An 18,684-nucleotide genomic window follows, 5' to 3' on the forward strand; every position below is an offset into this window, starting at 1 on the left:
CTGTTCGTCGATTTATCTGTTCACTAAATCACGCGTGAGAATTGCTGCTGACGAGCACGTTGACGCAGATACTTGTCAAAACACATACAGATATTACGAATCAACAAACGACCACGAAGTGTAACTTCAATATACTGATCATCCACCACAACCAGTTGGTCATCAATGAAGGTCTGAAGCAACGCTAAATCATGCTTAAAGTATTGGTGGAATCGAACACCAAACTGCTGCTCAATAATTCGCTTATCCAGTTTGAAGTTACAAATCAGCTGCTTAATTACTTCACGACGTAGCAAGTCATCACTATCTAAACTCACACCTTTCCACAAGGCGTGGCGCATCTCATTCACTTGCTCGTAGTACTTTTTCAGCTCTTTTTGATTTTGCGCGTAAGCGTCACCAATCATTGAGATAGCTGACACACCAAAACCAACCAAATCACATTCACCTTGGGTGGTATAACCCTGAAAGTTACGATGCAAAACACCATTACGCTGAGCAATCGCCAGTTCATCATCCGGCAATGCGAAATGGTCCATACCGATGAACTGGTAGCCCGCTTCGGTTAAAGTTGAAATCGAGTGCTGAAGAATCGCCATCTTTTCATCGGCTGACGGCAAATCCGCATCTTTGATTTTACGTTGAGCAGCAAATAACTGAGGCATGTGTGCATAGTTAAACACTGACAAACGGCCCGGTTTCATCTCCAGAACTTTTTCGAGTGTCTGACTAAACGTCTCTAATGTTTGCTTAGGCAAGCCGTAAATCAAATCTAGGTTGGTAGAACGGAAACCTAACTGCTTAGCGCGCTCAACAAGCTGTACGATGAACTCTTCGTCTTGCTCACGGTTAACGAGCGCCTGAACTTCTTTATTGAAATCTTGAACACCGATACTCAGACGGTTAAAGCCTTCACTTCTCAAGTGGTCAAGAACACTCAATTCAATTTCACGCGGATCGACTTCAATACTGATTTCCGCGTCATCTTCAAAGAAGAATTCGCTACGCAGTAGCGTCATCAGGCGTGTTATTTGTTTATTGCTCAAGAAAGTCGGAGTACCGCCACCAAAGTGCAACTGAGTGACGCGACGACCTTGCAGTAATGAAGCGCGTTGCTGAATTTCGTGAGTCAGAATGTCCAGATACTCATCCGCTTTGTGCGAATGGCGAGTAATTACTTTGTTACAACCACAGTAGTAGCAAAGCTTGTGACAAAATGGGATATGAACGTAAAGCGACAGCGGTCGCTCTGGGTACTGTGCACATGCCCTATCGTAATCTGCAATGGTAAAAGCTTCATGAAACTCTACCGCAGTAGGATAAGACGTGTAGCGAGGCCCAGAGTAGTTGTACTTGTCTAAAACAGCCTGATCCCAAACGATCTGCTGGCTCGGTACGACTTGCGACGACATAGTGACTCTTTCCGTTATTTAGGGTCTTTTGACCTAGTATCAATAGGTGTATTTTGCCACACGACAAGAAAAGCGGCGGGCAGCAAAATTAAATTTAGCGACAAAATGTTCGAATCTGCTAGCGCGATCACTTACTAGCAGATGAACGATTTATCACACCATTTGAATGGCAATTTGATTATTCAGTGGCTGAACACGTTTTTTCAACGCGTGCAGTTCTTCAATGATGGCGTCATTCAAGCGGCCTTCAGCCTTCTGACGAGTGAGATTTTGTTTCATGCGCTCTTGTTTCGCCATTCCCTGACGAGCTTCGCCACGAGGCATATCTTTAACAATATGATACAGCTCAGAGATCGCAGGGTATTCAGCTTCGAAATCGACGCGTTCTTCGCCTTGCACATAATCCATGATGCAGTAAACGCGAATACTTATCTCAGAAAGGTCACATTGTCCCTGAATACCTGCCATGCACAATACATTCACACTTTCGAAAATGTTCGCATTGCGCTTTTCAATAGCCAGAGACTGATGTTGCTGCTGCAACACTTTTTGCTTTTTCAGTTGCAGCAGAAGGTAGCCAGCATAAGATGCCAGACCAACAATGATCGCAGCGCCAACTATTACTAATAGGGTTACGTTCATTGAAAATCCTTAGCCTTTATAATCGTTTAGATCGAGGTTTTCGAAATCAGACAGGTAGTCATCATCTGATTTTGGCTGACGCTTAGTCGCTTTCGGCGCTGGTTGTTTACTAGCAGAAAGTGACTCGTCTTCGTCTTGCTCGTCTTCAACATCAAGCTCTTCTTCGTAGATGCCCAACTGCTTCATCAACATTTCAATACGGTCTAATTTCTCATCCACGTATTTTTGCAGACCAGCACCCAGCTTCTCGCCGTTGTCGATACGGTCCAACAATACGTTTAATTGAGCATCATTCTCTAGCATTTCCAGCTCTTTCTCAGCCGAAATACGACGCTCTTGTTTTGTTGGTTTCTTAGTATCAACAATCAAAGGAATCTTTTTCTTGCTACCTAGACGAGGGTCACGAGCTTGCGCTGCCGCTCTTTCTGATTGCTGCTTGCCTTCAGAGTGACGATTACCGCTTTTCAATCCTTTGTGTTTCTTCGCTTTCTTGCGTTCACGACCTTCAACTTCGTCATTCTTACGGTTATGTTTACGTGCGAAAACGAGATCGCCGTTAATACCTGTTTTAGTTTTCTTTTCTCTAGACATTACTGGGGTTTCCTCAGCAAAATTACATCGTTGCCTATAAATTCAAGTTCGAGCTTATCTCGCTCAGCCAAAAACTGGAATGTGGCGCGACTAAAGAAGATCACATGTGTGAGGTCATTCTTGTAGTGCCAACTAGCAAAAGCATCTCTGTCTTTTACCATTTTGGTCATCAGACCAATCCAGCCTCCGGGTTTAACCAAATTCAACCATTGCTGCCACACAGTATCTGGGTGATGTAAGTGTTCTATCACCTCTGTAGCAGTCATAAAATCGTATTCTGTCTGTAGCGCCTGTTCATTTGGATGAAAGAAGATATCGTACAAAGCCACGTCGTGACCTGCTTCTTCTAACATCAAAGAGAGTGTTGGTCCGGGACCACAGCCAAAATCTAACCCTTTCGAATCTGGAGCCAGTCTTTCAAGCATAGGATCACATACACGAGATAAAAAGCGACGATAGCCTGCGTCGTTTGGATCGTTTTCATGTAAGTCATAAAACGCTTTTTCACGCTCAGCACTTAAACGGTGCTGCGGGTTTACAAATACCAACTGACATGTCTGACATTGAAGATACTCTCGATGTTTATCTTCAAAATACGCATCGGTTTTATCGCCATTGCATAAAGGGCAGCGACATTGAGGGCAGTTGTGCATTTCGGCATCCTTTAACGGGGGATGCGAAACATACCAGAAACTGACGCTAGAGTGGAGACTCGACGAACATTTTTTCAACAATTTAGTTAAAAATAAAAAAAGCGATAGGGTTACCTATCGCTTTCTAAGTCGCCACGTATGTGACAAAAAGTGGGTCATACCGATTCGGTACACCAATATTCCATTTGTTTTTAATGCTTTCCCTGCCAAAAAGTGTGTTTTGTCATCATCCTGATGAATTTTGGCCTTCCCTCTTATTGCTACCTTTTATAGCATATATCGCTACTTTTTATAGCAAATGTTACTTCCTGTAGCAAAGCGGTCCTTTGCTCGATCCTTTACACTGTCTTACCATTAGACGAAGTGACCATCCTTATCCCAATAAGCATCCTACTTATTGTCTGTCCCTTACCGGAATGCAAGCTATCCCTACCTGCTCCTTGGAGACCTTCATGGTCTGAGTTCCTCTGTCAGCATCTTGCCAACACAGGAACTTTACGCCGATGACGCGTTTAAACAATGGATCTAGCTCTAATTTTTAAGCCAATTTTCTCAACCTTAATCAAGCTCTATACAAATCAATTAGTTAAGATTTGGTTAACAATAAGATAAGCAGTCAGTATGGCAAATATCTCACAAGGTCATCAGCCATTTCTGATACTGAGCCTTTATGGAACCATGATTAGAGAAGAAAATTTAGCCCTAAAACGCAACAACCCCGAAGCGCACTTCAGGGTTGTTTACAACATTGCTCGAACTTGGCTAGGCTTCGTTAGTGCAGACCACCAACATATTTAGACAAAATTTCGATGTCAGCATCAGTTAACTTCTTAGCAACATCACGCATCATAGCGTTCATGTCATTACCACGCGAATCATCGCGGAATTTCATCAGCTGAGCTTTAACATAATCAGCATGCTGACCAGAAATTTTAGGGAACCCTGAAAGTTCTGTACCATTACCACGTGGGCCATGACATGCGATACACGCTGTTAGACCACGAGAGGCATCACCCGCTGTATATAGTGCTTTACCCGTGCTTACTACATCTTCAGGTGTAGAGTTAGAAGAGATAGGGAGTGAAGAGAAGTAAGCGGCCAAGTCAGACATGTCTTCGTCGCTAAGTGGCATCGCCATAGCACTCATTACAGGGTCGTAACGGCCTTGTTTACCAGCACTCGTCGCACCAAGTTTGAGATCTTTTAGCTGCTTCTCAATATACTTAGCGTGTTGGCCAGCAAGTTTAGGGTAAGTTGTAATTAGACTGTTGCCATCAGCACCGTGACAGGCAACACACGTTTCGGATTTTGCTTTGCCAGCTTCTATGCTGCCTTGGGCCCATACGGAGCAGCTGGCTAAAAGACTCAATATTAGCGCTAATTTATTCATGACATTCCATTTATAATAATCAAGCTTCCAGTACCACTGTGGTACAATTGGCGACTTTATGCCGAGCACGGTTATTTTACACAATTTCACAAAAAAGTAATCAATCGACTACACAAAGTCGAGATGGAGTTAACAGTGAGCGTAAAAATTCATTATCAAAACACGCATTTCATTACCAGTGCACCAGACATTCGCCATCTTCCAGCTGACGAAGGTATCGAAATTGCGTTTGCAGGACGCTCAAATGCTGGCAAATCTAGTTCTCTCAATCGATTAACCAATCAGAAGAGCCTAGCAAAAACCAGTAAAACCCCAGGACGAACTCAGTTAATTAACTTGTTTAAAGTGACCGAAGGTTGCCACATTGTTGACTTACCGGGCTATGGTTTTGCTCAAGTTCCACTAGAAATGAAGAAGAAGTGGCAACAATCGTTAGGTGAGTACTTACAAAAGCGCCAATGCCTGAAGGGTTTGGTGGTTTTGATGGATATCCGTCACCCGATGAAAGATCTCGACCAACAACTCATTGTTTGGGCGGTTGAGTGTGGCATCCCAGTTCAGGTACTACTTACTAAAGCGGACAAGCTAAAGAGCGGTGCTCGTAAAGCGCAAATTCTGAAAATCCGTAATGATGCGAAAGAATTTGGTGGCGACGTAAGTGTTGACGGCTTCTCTTCATTGAGCGGTATCGGCGTTGATATTCTGCGCGCTAAGCTTGATGCTTGGTTTGCACCGGCACTTGCTGAGCAATTGGTTGAAGAAGTACTTGAAGACCAACAGCAAGATGCTGAAGAAGAACAAGCTAAAGAAGAATAAATAGAAAGATTCTACCTTCTCAGAAACATGAGCCCTGCCAATTGGTGGGGCTTTTTGCTATTTAAAAGTGGCAGATACAAAAATCCCCACCTAAGTGGGGGAATGGAGAGAATAAAAGCTAATCGTTATTGTTATGCGGTTTAGCATTCCCCAAACGCCTAGTAAAAACAATATGGCTTGATCACGAAAAATCCCTTCCACATTAGCTTCACTTTATTTTTATTAAATATCAGATAGTTACAAAATCATTTATAGAATCATTACTCTAAAAACAATCATTAATCATGCTGATATAAAATTACGAAACTGACATTAGAATTCACGAAAACACTGTATAGGAATCGGCAGTATAAGGAGAAAAGCTCAGAAGATTTTTGGCAAAAGAAAGGCAACTTACGAGAAGAAAAAAGTTTTGTAACGCACAAGAAAAAACGCCCCAGTCAAAAGGAGACTGGGGCGGCTGAATCAGCCTAATCCAATAACGTGAAACAAAAGGTCTGAAAGATAGAACATCTTACCTCTGTACCCTACGAAAGTTAATGTACAACAATTGGTCAGAAATGAAAACCACTTTTGTAATTTTTTTTCATTAAGTTTTTATTAAGCTACATAAACATTTGAAATGCGTTTATTTTTTTATAGGTAAAAATAAAGCCAGCAATTGTGCGCTGGCTCATATTTATCTCGATTTTTAGACGATTCTGTGTGATTAGTGTGCCTGATCCCAGTTGTCGCCATGCCCTGCTTCCGCAACCAGTGGCACTTTAAGTTCAGCGGCAGATTCCATCAATTCTCGTACTTTACTTTCAATTTCGGATAAAGCTGACTCTTCAACCTCAAACACCAATTCATCGTGCACTTGCATCAGCAGTTTCACACGACCGTTGCCCTCTTGGCGAATCCATTCATCAACCAGCAACATGGCTTTCTTGATGATGTCAGCAGCGGTTCCTTGCATTGGCGCGTTGATCGCTGCACGTTCCGCAGCTTTACGACGCATACCGTTACGAGACTTGATTTCCGGCAAGTGAAGACGACGACCAAAGATGGTTTCAACATACCCCTGCTCAGAAGCCGCACTGCGTGTATCTTCCATATACTGCATCACGCCAGGGTAGCGTTCGAAGTATCTGTCCATATAGGTTTGTGCTTCACCACGTGGAATGCCCAGTTGTTTAGCCAGACCAAATGCACTCATACCGTAGATCAAACCGAAGTTAACCGCTTTCGCTCGGCGACGCTGTTCACTGCTAACCTGATCAATACTGACGCCCAAGATCTCAGCAGCCGTTGCAGCATGGATATCTTTACCTTGCTGGAACGCTTCTAACAGTGCTTTGTCACCTGACAGGTGCGCCATAATGCGCAGTTCGATTTGCGAGTAGTCGACAGCCATAATTTTCCAGCCATGCGGAGCAATAAACGCTTGGCGAATACGGCGACCTTCCTCGTTACGAATTGGAATGTTCTGTAAGTTTGGATCGGTTGAAGATAAACGACCTGTTGCCGTTACCGCCTGATGATAAGAAGTATGTACGCGCCCAGTTGTTGGGTTAATCATCTTAGGTAGCTTGTCGGTGTAAGTCGATTTCAGCTTCGCCAAACCTCGATATTCCAAGATCACAGCCGGTAGAGGGTAATCCAATGCCAGCTCTTGCAGCACTTCCTCGTTGGTTGATGGCGTGCCTGAAGGCGTTTTCTTCACAACCGGAAGCTTCATCTGATCGAACAGAATGGTTTGCAGCTGTTTTGGTGAGCTCAAGTTGAACTCTTGCCCTGCAATTTCAAACGCTTTCTTCTCTAGCTCATCAAGACGCAGAGCAATTTCTTGTGATTGAGTACCAAGCAGCATGTCATTAATTAACACGCCCGTGCGCTCAATACGCGAAATCACAGGAACCAGTGGCATTTCAATATCACGGTAGATAGAAAGCAGTTTTTCATCTTGCTCAATTAACGGCCACAAGCGATTGTGGAGACAAAGAGTCACATCCGCATCTTCTGCTGCGTATGGCGCTGCTTGCTCTAAATCGATTTGATTGAAAGTCAGCTGGTTCTTACCCTTGCCCGCCACTTGCTCAAACGAAATACAGCTGTGCTGCATAAAGCGAAGTGCCAAGCTGTCCATATCGTGCTTACCGCCCACACTGTTGTAGACGTAAGAGGCCAGCATAGTGTCGTGCGCAATGCCGCGCATCTCAATACCATAACGTGCAAGTACGCTCGCATCGTATTTCAGATTCTGGCCAACTTTATGTTTTGACTCATCTTCTAAAATCGGTTTTAGCTGCTCCAGCACCCATTCACGACTGAGCTGCTGTGGTGCATCAAGGTAGTCATGAGCAACCGGAACATATGCCGCCTCACCTTCCGCCACAGCAAACGACACGCCCACTAAGTTAGCGACCATGTAATCTAGGCTGTCCGTTTCAGTGTCAAATGCAAACAGCTCTGCTGATTGCAATTTCTCCAGCCACGCTTTAAACGTCTCTTGATCGAGAATGGTTTGATACTGACTGCGGTCGATTTTTACTGCTGAGGTATCAGCTTGAAGTGCGACACTCGCTGCAGACGCTGTGGATGCGGTATCACCGCTCTTCTCAACGGCTTCAACAACACCTGATCCGCCCTCTAGCAACTCAGACAACCAAGATTTGAATGCCATTTTGCCGTAAAGCTCAATCAGAGCATCACGATCCGGCGTTTGTTTATGCAGAGATTCAGGGGTATTTTCTAGCTCAACATCGAGCTTAATGGTTGCCAACTTGTAAGACATGTACGCGTTTTCGCGATTATCTTCGAGTTTCTGAGCCATGGTTTTAGAACCACGGAAACCCAAGTCTGCAATCTTATCTAGGTTCTCATAGAGCGCATCCAGACCGCCAATACCTTGCAGTAATGCCGTTGCGGTTTTATCACCCACACCCGGTACACCCGGAATGTTATCGACCTTATCACCCATCAGTGCGAGGTAATCGATAATCAACTCTGGTGGAATGCCAAACTTCTCAATCACGCCTTCTCTGTCCATCACCACATTGGTCATGGTGTTGATAAGAGTAACGTTATCGTCCACCAACTGAGCCATATCTTTATCACCCGTACTGATAAGTACCGGCATGCCCGCTTGTGACGCCTGAGAAGCCAAAGTGCCGATCACATCGTCCGCTTCCACACCTTCAACAGAAAGCAGTGGCAAACCCATTGCTCGAATAATGTTGTGTAGCGGCTCAATCTGACAACGCAGGTCATCCGGCATTGGCGGACGATGAGCCTTATATTCTGGAAACATGTCATCACGGAACGTTTTGCCTTTGGCATCAAAAATAACGGCAATACGATCCGAAGCAAATTGGCGCATCATAGAACGGACCATATTCACTACACCATAAACAGCGTTAGTTGGAATATCCCCATTACTCATGGTGCCTGGATAAGCGTGGAATGCGCGATATAAATAAGAAGAACCGTCGATCAAAATTAACGGATTATCAGGAATGCGAGCCATAGTGTTGCTAGTCCAATGAGAAACAATTGGCGACTAGGATGCCACGACTGTGTTCAGGATTCTATGTTACCTTGCAGACTCAAGTTCACGCTTTCGTCTAATTGCTCACCAACACACAAACAGTTCTGTGGATAACTCTGTTTATAGATTTTATCCACTGGTTATTAAAGTGTAAAAAACAGCAACGAAACATTATTTAATTTATTGTTTTTTAATACAAAAATAAAAGATCCAAGTTTTAAAATACGATCATCCTCCGATCATCAATTGTGGAAAAGACACTCGGTGTCCTTTTAGTCACCTTGAGATCTGGATCCAAAATGAATGATGAATTTTCATACTCTGACACAGAATTCTTACAAAAGAGCATTTTTCTGACGGTGAGAAATCTGGTTAATCACTGAAAATAAAAACTTGTCACTATACATCTCGACCCAAACAGAAAAATATAAGATCGTAGCCTCGCCAGAAAGGAGCGGTGGATAAGTGGCATAAAAAAAGCGACATCGTTTGATGTCGCCTAGCAATATAAGGTCAGCCTGAAATAAAACGTTCAGCACTACCGAAAAGCTTAAAATTACACTGGAAGCAATGTGAGCAATGTCGTGTCAAAAAGAATAGGTTCGTTCATTCAGCTGTTCATTCTTTGCAATTAAACAAGTTTAAAAAGCAAGTCACTCACATCCTTATGAAATTCACTCATTCCCTAAGACAAAGTTAATAATAATGATTCTCATTTGACTGTCAACAATAAATGAGAAAAAATCTCATTTATTTTTTAACTGCTTCACAAAGTGGATACGGCTTTCCAATAGCGGCTCATATGGTTCAAAGTTCTCAATCAGGTAGTTATTCCTTAATAGCAGCCTCAACATAGCTGGAAACTGATTGCGCGATTTAACCTTAAGCTGTTGATATCCTTGTTCAATAACCCAAGATTCCTGCACATCTAATAGCTTTTGTGCCAACCCCAAATTGCGAGCTTTAGGCGAAACACCACCAAACCAACTGTAGAAAGTATCTGAATCGAGCTCGTAGCCGATTTTGAAACCTAATATTTGGCCTTGTTGCTCCGCAACCAGAATCAAATGGCGCTTACCTTCTAATCGCTGAGCTAAGCTTTGTTCGTTTTCTTTAACAATGAACTCATCAATTTCAGTCACCACGGTTACAACTTCAGACAAACTGCCTTCACGTATCTTCATTATTGTTTCCTTAAATTGAGTTCAAAAAGAAAAGGCTGGTCAATGGCCAGCCTTTAGTGACTTGTTCGTTTTCTGGTTTATTTTAGGGGTTTTACTTTAGAAACTGAGCCGCTTGAGCATTTTCTTCAGCCAGCCACTGTGCGACATCTTTAGCAAAGTAAGTCAAAATGCCGTCCGCGCCCGCGCGCTTAAAGCACAGTAGAGATTCCATCACTGTTTCTTTCTCTGACAACCAGCCATTGAGAATCGCAGCTTTGTGCATCGCGTATTCGCCAGAAACTTGGTAAGCGAAAGTTGGAACTTGCAGTTCTGTCTTAACACGGCGAACCACATCCAGATATGGCATACCCGGTTTCACCATCACCATATCCGCGCCTTCATTCACATCCATCGCCACTTCATGAATCGCTTCATCACTGTTCGCAGGATCCATCTGGTAGTTCTTCTTGTTACCACCTTTCAGATTGCTCGCAGAGCCGACTGCATCACGGAACGGGCCGTAATAACAAGAAGCGTATTTTGCTGAGTAAGCCATGATTTGAGTATGAATGTGACCCGCTTCTTCTAGCGCTTCACGGATTTTGCCAATACGACCGTCCATCATGTCTGATGGTGCAACCACATCGGCACCCGCTTCAGCATGAGAAAGCGCTTGTTTGATCAGCACCTCTGTCGTCTCATCATTCATTACATAGCCGGTTTCATCGATAATGCCGTCTTGCCCGTGAGTAGTATAAGGGTCTAAGGCTACATCGGTGATCACGCCCATTTGCGGAACGTGTTCTTTCAACAAACGAACGGCGCGCTGAACCAAACCATCAGGGTTGTAGGCTTCCGCAGCGTCTAAACTTTTTGCATCTTGATTAACCACAGGGAACAGAGCGATAGCAGGAACACCAAGGTTTGCTAGATACAACGCTTCTTCCAACAATAGATCGATAGACAGACGTTCGATTCCCGGCATAGATTCAATCGCTTCACGGCGATCTTTGCCCATCAAAACAAACATCGGGTAAATTAGGTCATTTACCGAAAGCTTGTTTTCGGCCACTAGGCGACGAGAAAAATCGTGTTTACGTATACGACGTAGACGACGACCTGGGAACTGGCCTTGGATGGATACTGACACTCTACTCTCCTTCTTGGTCTGTCTGATTCAAAGTTCAGACTTTATTTGATATGTAGATTCCCATTCAGACAGAAAGCACTCATAGAAAAGCACTTCAGGTGGAACAGGTTCAGGCGAAATCATATCACTCTCAAACTCTGGTGCTAGAGCCTTTAAGTAAAAATACAAAAAATGACCCGATGCTCACACTCACGTATACTGCCCGCAAACAGAATTTAGCGAGACAACACCATGATTGATACCCATGCCCATATCTATGCCAGCGAATTTGACCAAGACAGAGATGCCGTTGTTCAACGCGCCTTAGAACAAGGTATCAACCAAATCTTGTTGCCAAATATCGACTTAGAATCCATCGAACCTATGCTGGCAACAGAAGCGGCTTACCCTGAAGTATGCCGTTCTATGATGGGGCTTCATCCGTGCTATGTAGATGCCAACGTAAATCAGACTCTGGAAACTATTCGTGCTTGGTTTGATAAACACAGTTTCATCGCTGTGGGTGAAATAGGTATCGACCTCTACTGGGATAAAACCTATCGCGCAGAGCAAGAAATGGCGTTTGTCACTCAACTTAACTGGGCGAAAGAGATGGACCTTCCTGTGGTGATACACACCCGAGACTCCATTGAGGAAACATTAGCCTTACTGCGTAAAGAGCAAGATGGTTCACTACGTGGCGTGTTCCACTGCTTTGGTGGCAGTGTAGAAGAAGCGAAAGCGATCAACGATTTGGGCTTTCATCTTGGCTTAGGTGGTGTTTCTACTTTTAAAAATGGTGGCATGGATCAGGTTATTCCTCATCTCGACCTTAACTACGTGATTTTAGAAACCGACTGCCCTTACCTTGCGCCGGTTCCTCATCGTGGAAAACGCAATGAACCGGCTTACACCCAACTCGTCGCGAAACGAGTCGCAGAGCTTCGTGAGATGACCATTGAAGAAGTCGACACACTCACCACATTGAACGCCAAAAAGCTGTTCAACCTTTAGTAAAAAACAAAGCCCCCTCATCTTTTAAGGGGCTTTCTCATAGTGAGCCAAGAGTTAGAGTTTTATTCCTTTCACCTTAGATTAATGTTCCTCCTCGTAGCCGGTAATCATAGTTTTGATATGACTGGTGGGCGTCGGCCCTGTGGTGGTCATGTAAATATGCCCAATCAAGAACACCACAAATAAAAACGCCACCAACAAATGCATCCCCGATAATGTGCCCAAAGGAATGACTTCAATACCGAAAGGGTGAAGTAATAACAGAGCACCAGAAACCCAAATCAATGGCGCTAATATCAGCTTAAAACCCAGATAGAAAAAGCGCTGCAAAGGATTGTGCTTTCTCTCTGGTGTCGCCTGATACGGATGTGGCTGCCCTAGAAAAATACCTCGTACATAGAAACTCACCACATCAGAGAGCTTGTCGGTCGTTGGCATATATTGCCTCCATTCCCCTGTCGTGAAATGCCAGAAAATGGCAAACAACCAAAGCACAATCAATGTGACGGCGCACAACTCATGCCAGAACAAAGCATCTTCGAAACCTAACCACTGGTAAGAGCCATGAATTTCAAATCCGGTCGCTATCATCGCGATAATCAGTAAGCTCTGTGCCCAGTGCCAGAAGCGTTCAAAGCGTTTATAAACCATATGACGCATAACCTACTCCTTACCTTGCGGATGACGCGAGAATAACCTTAACAAGCCATGTATTGCGGCTGCCAACACAGTCAGAGCAACCAACCACCACAAATACCGACTATTACCACCAAGGGCATCATCACGGCCGGGAATATAGAAACCAGCAATTTTCGCCATTCGACCATCTTTGCTATGGCAGTCTTGGCATTCCAATGCTTTCTCTGCTGGAGCTACCATATGGGTTATCGGGAAATGATAATCGGTGTCGACAAACGTCATCTCACCGCCAAACTCTAACCCACTCGCCGCCATACCTGCTGTTGCAGCCGCAGCCCAATCATAAGATTTCCAATAAGCAGAACTATCTTTACCGAACAGATGTGGCGTTATCATCAGTTGATTTTTCACATCATAAGGCTGCTTGCCTTTCATCACTTTGAACGGCCAAATGCGAGTCCCTTCTTCACCACAAGTTCCCTGAACTTTGGTCAGTTCAATCACACCATTGGCATTAGGCTCAACCTTCTCACCCACTGTGGTGTAATCAATCTCGCCATTAAAACAGGCATATTCAGGAACCACGTTTTTCTCCCAGACGAAATCCCCTTTTTTCGGATCGTAAAGTGGATTGCCCCACTCATCTTTGGTCATTGGCCGTTTCTTGTCGCCAGCAGTAGACCAATCCCAGAAGGTTTTTGTCGCTTTTTCACGAGCAAATTCTGGAATATGGCATGTCTGACAAGCGACATTTTCTGCATGCTGATTAAGGCGAATCGATTCACGTGAGTCTTGGTGAGGCGCGGCACTATGGCAAGATTCGCAAGTTGCACGACTCATGTCAGTATGTCCGGGAATGTCGATACCAGAGGTATCTTTTGCATTCATCGAGTAGCGAGAACCCTGAGTAATGTGCGCACTGGTGGTATGGCAGTCCTGGCACTTCAAATTAGCGCCCTCTTTGGCAAGATGCACATCGAGTTCGGGCGAAGCGGTATTTAGACTTGAATCCATATCGCCGTGTTTGACGGCATCACCACCACCACCAAAGAAATGACAACTGCCGCAGTTCTTTACTTCTGGCGTTGCAACACTTTTGGCGGATTGTGCTAAATCAACCGCAGGGAGAATTTTCCCTGAGCCAACAGGCCATTCAGTGTCGACATAATTGGGATGACCGGCTGCGGTAGGAAATTTTCGGTATTGACCGGATTGATCATGGCAGACCAAACAGTCGATACTCTCTTGTTTGGTGAAATCAAATTGGTCGTCTTTCCAGCCATAGCCTGTATGGCAGCTTGTACAGCGAGGCTCATTGGAAGCAGTAGAAATGCAGAAGTTATTGACGACGTTTTTCTTGCCGTAAATCTCATCTGAACTGAGCTGTTCATGCTCCCACGTCCAGTGGGTTGAAGCCTGAATCTGCTCGCCCGCTTCGGTGTGGCATTCCAAACACGCTTTTGTCACTTCCTGAGCTTTGTTAAAAGGCCCGTTCAGTTGTTCAAAGGTTTGGTGATCAGCCGTTGACGCATAAGCTAATGACGTAGTTACGGTGAAAAGCACCGTAAGTAACAGCAATAACACCGAGCTGTGTCTAATCGTTATAGTTTTCATTCCGAACATACCTTCCTGGTAAATTAGAATTCGCTTATATAATTAGACAAAAGAATTTCAAATGCGAAAGCAGATCGCAGCACAATTGTTTTAAATCAAACTATTGTGCAAAAAACCATCAACAACACATCAAATCGTAAAACTGTGATGGCTATAGAATTTGCTCAACCAGCGGGCACAAAAAAAGGAGCCAAAGCTCCTTTTCATCTCGATGTTCACTACAGCTTATCGGCCTATTCTTCCACTTCCTCTTCATCCGCTTCTTTCTTAGTGTAGAAACGAGCAAAGATAAGTCCGACTTCAAACAGCAAGCACATTGGAATTGCCAATAAGGTCTGTGAAATCATATCCGGCGGCGTAAGCAGCATACCGACAACAAACGCTGCCACAATGATGTACGGGCGCTTAGTTGCTAAAGACTTAGGTGTGGTTGCCCCTGTCCAGCAAAGCAAGCAGATGGCGACGGGTACTTCAAACGCGATACCAAACGCCAAGAAAAGCGCTAAGACGAAATCAAGATAACTGGCAATGTCCGTTGCGATTTCCACACCACCCAATGCAATAGCGGTAAAGAAACCAAACACCAGCGGGAATACCACGAAGTAAGCGAAAGCAACACCGCAGTAAAACAATAGCGAGCTAGAAAACAGCAGAGGGAAAATTAAGCGACGCTCATGTTTATACAAACCCGGAGCCACAAATGCCCATACCTGATAAAGGATATAAGGCACAGAGAGAAACACAGCAACAATCAGAGTCAGCTTAAGTGGTGTAAAGAACGGTGAAGCAACATCGGTTGCAATCATTGTCGCGCCTTCCGGCAGACGTTCCACCAGAGGCTTGGAGACAAATTCGTAAATTTCACCGGAGAAATAGATCAAAGCAAGAAACACAACCAGCACGCCCGCGATACTGTGCAATAAGCGGTTGCGTAGCTCAAGAAGGTGACTAATTAAAGGCTGCGTCTGTTCTACAGAAGACATTGGAACCTCATGTGACAGCTCATATAACTGAGATCATAAAACAGAAAATGAAGAGCAACGTGTGCTCTTCATTTGATGGCTTATTCGGCTTTCTTTTCTGCCGATTTAGACTCTTCCTCAGTTGGCTGAGTTTGAGCTTGCGCAGTAACATTTATCGTTTCTGAACCATTCATTGATTCTGAAACATCTATAGTTTCTGCGCTCGTTGCGGCTGAATTATCCGCTGTTTGCGTATTGTTCGATGCAGCATAAGGACGCTGAACATCTTGCGCCGCTTGCTTTAGCTTATCGACCGATTCTTGAAGTTCAGGTGAAAGATTCTTCATGCCCATTTGCTCAGCTTTGCGCAAGTTTTCTTGTAACTCTTGCACTTTCAGCTCATGAGCCAACTCATCTTTCACACTGTTCGCCATGCTTTTCGCCGCACCAATAAACTTGGTCACGCTGCGAATAGCATGTGGCAAACGTTCAGGACCTAATACAACTAAAGCAACAACAGAGATTAATACCAGCTCCCAAAAACCGATATCGAACACTCTTTACGCCTGCTCTTTGTCTTTTTTGGTTTCAGTTGAAGCAGCTGTTTTCTGTTGCTCCAAGTTCTTTGGTTCAAAGTCAGCGTCTTTTTCTTCTGGCTTCTCTTCTTCAGCCATCGCCTTTTTGAAACCTTTTACTGCACCACCAAGATCACCGCCGATGCCACGTAATTTCTTTGTACCAAACAATAGAACTACGATCACAGCAATGATAAGAAGTTGCCAAATACTGATACCACCCATTATTTCTACCTCGGGGTTATTTACTCATAATGATTTCTGAAGTTTATCGCCTAACGACGATAAGCCCGCCAACTAAACAGCCAAAATGTGAAGCCTGCAACCGCACTGCCCACAGCTAACTGCTCAAAGTGACTGGCGACCAGTATTGCCGAGCATACGACTAATGTGGCGCCAATACCAAATAAAAACTTGCCTGTAGCCTGCTGACGCTTTGTCTCTCGATAGCCTTGGTAAAGCTGATCAATACGCTGATTCATCACTTTACCTTGGCGTAAACTGTCGTATAGCAGCTCTGGTAATTCAGGTAATTTTTCTGCCCAGAATGGCGCACGCTCTTTCACTGCATTGATGACAGCTTGCGGCCCCACTTGGTTCATCATCCATTTTTCTAGGAAAGGTTTCGCCGTTTGCCACAAATCGAGTTGCGGATAAAGCTGGCGGCCAAGCCCTTCAACATAAAGCAGAGTTTTCTGCAGCAATACCAATTGTGGCTGAACTTCCATATTGAATCGGCGCGCTGTATTGAACAGGTTCAACAGCACGTGACCAAAGGAAATTTCACAAAGAGGTTTTGCAAAAATAGGTTCACAGACGATACGAATTGCGACTTCAAACTCATCAATATTGGTATCGTGAGGTACCCAGCCAGAATCAACGTGCAGCTCAGCAACTTTGCGGTAATCTCGGTTAAAGAATGCCAAGAAGTTTTCGGCTAAATAACGTTTATCTTCGCTGTTGAGTGTGCCTACGATGCCACAGTCCAAGCCAATCCACTGCGGATTTTCTGGATGCTCGGGGTTTACAAACACGTTGCCCGGATGCATGTCGGCATGGAAGAAACTATCGCGGAACACCTGGGTGAAAAACACGCTTACTCCGCGCTCAGCTAACAGCTTCATATTGGTGCCGTTTGCTTGTAAACGTTCTACGTCTGAAACCTGAATGCCGTATATTCGCTCAGAAACCATGACAGTTTCATTACTCAAATCGCTAATTATTTCAGGAACGTAAAGTTCTTCACTGTCTTCGAAGTTACGACGCAAGCGAATTGCGTTGGCCGCTTCTCTGCGCAAATCCAACTCATCGATCAGCGTTTTTTCGTACTCTCGTACCACTTCGACTGGCTTGAGACGTTTAGTCTCCGGAGTCGCTTTGGCAACAATCCGCGCCATGCGATACATCAACTTAATATCGGCATCAATCACAGGACGAATATCAGGACGAATCACTTTTAAAACGATCTCGCGGCCGTTTTCTTTTAGTTTCGCAGTGTGCACCTGAGCAATTGAAGCTGACGCCAGCGGTTCGATATCAAAATCGTCAAACCAAGTTTCTAAGCTGCCGCCGAGCGCTTTTTCCATCTGCTGTTTTGCCTGCTTGCCGTCAAATGGCGCAACCTTGTCTTGCAGCAGCGCAAGCTGATCAGCGATATGTGGCGGGAACAGATCACGACGAGTCGACATCATCTGACCAAACTTAATCCACACTGGCCCTAACTCTTGCAGCGCAAGACGCAGACGTTCACCTAACGGCTTATCACTGTGCTGATTACGAATCCAAAACAGCGACTTACGCAACAATCGTGGTGCTTTTGCTAACTGATGATCAGGAAGGAATTCATCCAGCCCATATTCGAGCTGAACTTTGATAATTCTATATAGGCGCTTTAGTTCTGAAGGCGTCATAAGTTATTTGGCAACCTCAGCGTTTTCCTTGCTTATTTTCTCTAGCAGTGCCGCTAGCTTTGCTTCTAAACGTGCAGCCTGACTTTTCACGTCATCGACTTGATCGCAGAAATAGGCGATCTCTAACGGAGCGGGTGCAATGCGCCACTCTTCAGTCAGCACTTGAGCCAGATGGTTCTGATGCTTGTTAAACTGAGAAGTTAGCAAAGAGCCGACGTTTTTCGCCCCCTGAACAACCGTATGAGCAACCACATCACCAGTGACTCGTGATAGCCATTCTTCAATGTCAGGTTTGCAATCTGTCATCAACTGAGAAAATTTCTGAGCCAGTTGGATATCACCTTCCAGCACCAACTTATCTTGTTTGATGAGTTTAGTGATATTGGCTTGTTCACGCAGTTCTGGCAGTACAGACAGATGCAGTGACAAGTAACAGTCTGGCTTGCCTTCATAATTTGCCAGTACATCGATCTTTTGGCTGAAAACAAACGTTAGAGTCTTATTCAGTTCTTTGAGATGCACTTGAATCACTTGCCCTTTAAGGCGAGCAAGACGACGACCCAAGTTAGGGTCGTCTTTAATCAGGGTATTTAGAGAGGTTTCAATCACCGCGGTGACGAGAGGTTCAAACGGCATAAGCGGTCC

At 44.5% G+C, this 18,684-nt stretch carries 18 protein-coding genes; 2 read left to right on the plus strand and 16 right to left on the minus strand.

Annotated elements, in window-relative coordinates; translation table 11 throughout:
• Nucleotides 1–23 precede the first annotated feature (23 nt).
• From hemN to P4S58_RS14785, 5 genes are all read right to left on the minus strand, one after another.
• Nucleotides 24–1,412 carry an oxygen-independent coproporphyrinogen III oxidase gene (hemN, locus tag P4S58_RS14765; RefSeq protein WP_042487969.1) on the minus strand — a complete coding sequence of 463 codons (1,389 nt, stop codon included), beginning with the start codon at nucleotides 1,410–1,412 and terminating at the stop codon, nucleotides 24–26.
• A gap of 153 nt (nucleotides 1,413–1,565) precedes the next feature.
• Nucleotides 1,566–2,054, minus strand: a complete 489-nt coding sequence (locus tag P4S58_RS14770; protein WP_042487966.1) for a DUF2489 domain-containing protein — start codon at nucleotides 2,052–2,054, stop codon at nucleotides 1,566–1,568.
• A gap of 9 nt (nucleotides 2,055–2,063) precedes the next feature.
• On the minus strand, nucleotides 2,064–2,645 hold the full coding sequence (gene yihI, locus P4S58_RS14775) for a Der GTPase-activating protein YihI (RefSeq protein WP_102954585.1): 582 nt from the start codon (nucleotides 2,643–2,645) through the stop codon (nucleotides 2,064–2,066).
• The gene (locus P4S58_RS14780; protein WP_042487961.1) at nucleotides 2,645–3,298 is read right to left on the minus strand and encodes a class I SAM-dependent methyltransferase; all 654 of its coding nucleotides are present in this window, start codon (nucleotides 3,296–3,298) and stop codon (nucleotides 2,645–2,647) included. The genes yihI and P4S58_RS14780 overlap by 1 nt, the downstream gene beginning before the upstream one ends.
• Nucleotides 3,299–4,070: 772 nt before the next feature.
• Nucleotides 4,071–4,688: a c-type cytochrome gene (locus P4S58_RS14785; RefSeq protein WP_102941502.1), complete on the minus strand. Its 618-nt coding sequence runs from the start codon at nucleotides 4,686–4,688 to the stop codon at nucleotides 4,071–4,073.
• Nucleotides 4,689–4,823: 135 nt separating this feature from the next.
• Here P4S58_RS14785 and yihA point away from each other — a divergent pair, with 135 nt between their 5' ends.
• Nucleotides 4,824–5,504, plus strand: coding sequence for a ribosome biogenesis GTP-binding protein YihA/YsxC (gene yihA, locus P4S58_RS14790; protein WP_102941501.1), 681 nt, complete (start codon nucleotides 4,824–4,826; stop codon nucleotides 5,502–5,504).
• Between the two features lie 465 nt (nucleotides 5,505–5,969).
• Here yihA and P4S58_RS23720 read toward each other — a convergent pair whose 3' ends face one another.
• The 4 genes from P4S58_RS23720 to hemB form a co-directional block, all read right to left on the minus strand.
• Nucleotides 5,970–6,017 (minus strand): hypothetical protein, encoded by a 48-nt coding sequence (locus P4S58_RS23720; RefSeq protein ID WP_438356636.1) that lies wholly within the window; start codon nucleotides 6,015–6,017, stop codon nucleotides 5,970–5,972.
• Between the two features lie 196 nt (nucleotides 6,018–6,213).
• Nucleotides 6,214–9,012, minus strand: coding sequence for a DNA polymerase I (gene polA / locus P4S58_RS14795; protein WP_102963009.1), 2,799 nt, complete (start codon nucleotides 9,010–9,012; stop codon nucleotides 6,214–6,216).
• 767 nt (nucleotides 9,013–9,779) lie between these two features.
• The gene (locus P4S58_RS14800) at nucleotides 9,780–10,217 is read right to left on the minus strand and encodes a GNAT family N-acetyltransferase (protein ID WP_102954583.1); all 438 of its coding nucleotides are present in this window, start codon (nucleotides 10,215–10,217) and stop codon (nucleotides 9,780–9,782) included.
• 91 nt (nucleotides 10,218–10,308) lie between these two features.
• Entirely contained in the window at nucleotides 10,309–11,346 is a 1,038-nt protein-coding gene (gene hemB, locus P4S58_RS14805) for a porphobilinogen synthase (RefSeq protein ID WP_042487945.1), read from the minus strand.
• Between the two features lie 231 nt (nucleotides 11,347–11,577).
• Here hemB and P4S58_RS14810 point away from each other — a divergent pair, with 231 nt between their 5' ends.
• Nucleotides 11,578–12,339, plus strand: a complete 762-nt coding sequence (locus P4S58_RS14810) for a TatD family hydrolase (protein WP_102963010.1) — start codon at nucleotides 11,578–11,580, stop codon at nucleotides 12,337–12,339.
• An 81-nt stretch (nucleotides 12,340–12,420) separates the two neighbouring features.
• Here the strand turns inward: P4S58_RS14810 and P4S58_RS14815 are convergent, their stop codons facing one another.
• From P4S58_RS14815 to P4S58_RS14845, 7 genes are all read right to left on the minus strand, one after another.
• On the minus strand, nucleotides 12,421–12,999 hold the full coding sequence (locus P4S58_RS14815) for a cytochrome b/b6 domain-containing protein (RefSeq protein ID WP_102963011.1): 579 nt from the start codon (nucleotides 12,997–12,999) through the stop codon (nucleotides 12,421–12,423).
• Nucleotides 13,000–13,002: 3 nt separating this feature from the next.
• Entirely contained in the window at nucleotides 13,003–14,592 is a 1,590-nt protein-coding gene (locus tag P4S58_RS14820) for a tetrathionate reductase family octaheme c-type cytochrome (RefSeq protein ID WP_102963012.1), read from the minus strand.
• Between the two features lie 233 nt (nucleotides 14,593–14,825).
• On the minus strand, nucleotides 14,826–15,575 hold the full coding sequence (tatC, locus tag P4S58_RS14825; RefSeq protein ID WP_042487929.1) for a twin-arginine translocase subunit TatC: 750 nt from the start codon (nucleotides 15,573–15,575) through the stop codon (nucleotides 14,826–14,828).
• A gap of 80 nt (nucleotides 15,576–15,655) precedes the next feature.
• Complete coding sequence (gene tatB, locus P4S58_RS14830; protein ID WP_102963013.1) at nucleotides 15,656–16,111, minus strand: Sec-independent protein translocase protein TatB; 456 nt, start codon at nucleotides 16,109–16,111, stop codon at nucleotides 15,656–15,658.
• 3 nt (nucleotides 16,112–16,114) lie between these two features.
• The gene (gene tatA, locus P4S58_RS14835) at nucleotides 16,115–16,354 is read right to left on the minus strand and encodes a Sec-independent protein translocase subunit TatA (RefSeq protein WP_042487922.1); all 240 of its coding nucleotides are present in this window, start codon (nucleotides 16,352–16,354) and stop codon (nucleotides 16,115–16,117) included.
• Nucleotides 16,355–16,404: 50 nt separating this feature from the next.
• A complete protein-coding gene (gene ubiB / locus P4S58_RS14840; RefSeq protein ID WP_102963014.1) occupies nucleotides 16,405–18,039 on the minus strand; it encodes a ubiquinone biosynthesis regulatory protein kinase UbiB in 1,635 nt (544 codons plus the stop codon).
• 3 nt (nucleotides 18,040–18,042) lie between these two features.
• The gene (locus tag P4S58_RS14845) at nucleotides 18,043–18,675 is read right to left on the minus strand and encodes a ubiquinone biosynthesis accessory factor UbiJ (RefSeq protein ID WP_102963015.1); all 633 of its coding nucleotides are present in this window, start codon (nucleotides 18,673–18,675) and stop codon (nucleotides 18,043–18,045) included.
• Between the last annotated feature and the right edge of the window lie 9 nt (nucleotides 18,676–18,684).

This window comes from Vibrio sp. Hal054 (assembly GCF_037162405.1).
GTDB lineage: Bacteria > Pseudomonadota > Gammaproteobacteria > Enterobacterales > Vibrionaceae > Vibrio > Vibrio diazotrophicus.

Bases quoted from the DNA above. Each gene is read 5' to 3' on its own strand.
- hemN (WP_042487969.1), bottom strand. From the start codon at position 1,412: ATGTCGTCGCAAGTCGTACCGAGCCAGCAGATCGTTTGGGATCAGGCT.
- P4S58_RS14845 (WP_102963015.1), bottom strand. From the start codon at position 18,675: ATGCCGTTTGAACCTCTCGTCACCGCGGTGATTGAAACCTCTCTAAAT.
- P4S58_RS14810 (WP_102963010.1), top strand. From the start codon at position 11,578: ATGATTGATACCCATGCCCATATCTATGCCAGCGAATTTGACCAAGAC.
- yihI (WP_102954585.1), bottom strand. From the start codon at position 2,645: ATGTCTAGAGAAAAGAAAACTAAAACAGGTATTAACGGCGATCTCGTT.
- P4S58_RS14770 (WP_042487966.1), bottom strand. From the start codon at position 2,054: ATGAACGTAACCCTATTAGTAATAGTTGGCGCTGCGATCATTGTTGGT.
- P4S58_RS14785 (WP_102941502.1), bottom strand. From the start codon at position 4,688: ATGAATAAATTAGCGCTAATATTGAGTCTTTTAGCCAGCTGCTCCGTA.
- P4S58_RS14800 (WP_102954583.1), bottom strand. From the start codon at position 10,217: ATGAAGATACGTGAAGGCAGTTTGTCTGAAGTTGTAACCGTGGTGACT.
- tatC (WP_042487929.1), bottom strand. From the start codon at position 15,575: ATGTCTTCTGTAGAACAGACGCAGCCTTTAATTAGTCACCTTCTTGAG.
- tatA (WP_042487922.1), bottom strand. From the start codon at position 16,354: ATGGGTGGTATCAGTATTTGGCAACTTCTTATCATTGCTGTGATCGTA.
- P4S58_RS14815 (WP_102963011.1), bottom strand. From the start codon at position 12,999: ATGCGTCATATGGTTTATAAACGCTTTGAACGCTTCTGGCACTGGGCA.
- ubiB (WP_102963014.1), bottom strand. From the start codon at position 18,039: ATGACGCCTTCAGAACTAAAGCGCCTATATAGAATTATCAAAGTTCAG.
- P4S58_RS14780 (WP_042487961.1), bottom strand. From the start codon at position 3,298: ATGCACAACTGCCCTCAATGTCGCTGCCCTTTATGCAATGGCGATAAA.
- polA (WP_102963009.1), bottom strand. From the start codon at position 9,012: ATGGCTCGCATTCCTGATAATCCGTTAATTTTGATCGACGGTTCTTCT.
- P4S58_RS14820 (WP_102963012.1), bottom strand. From the start codon at position 14,592: ATGAAAACTATAACGATTAGACACAGCTCGGTGTTATTGCTGTTACTT.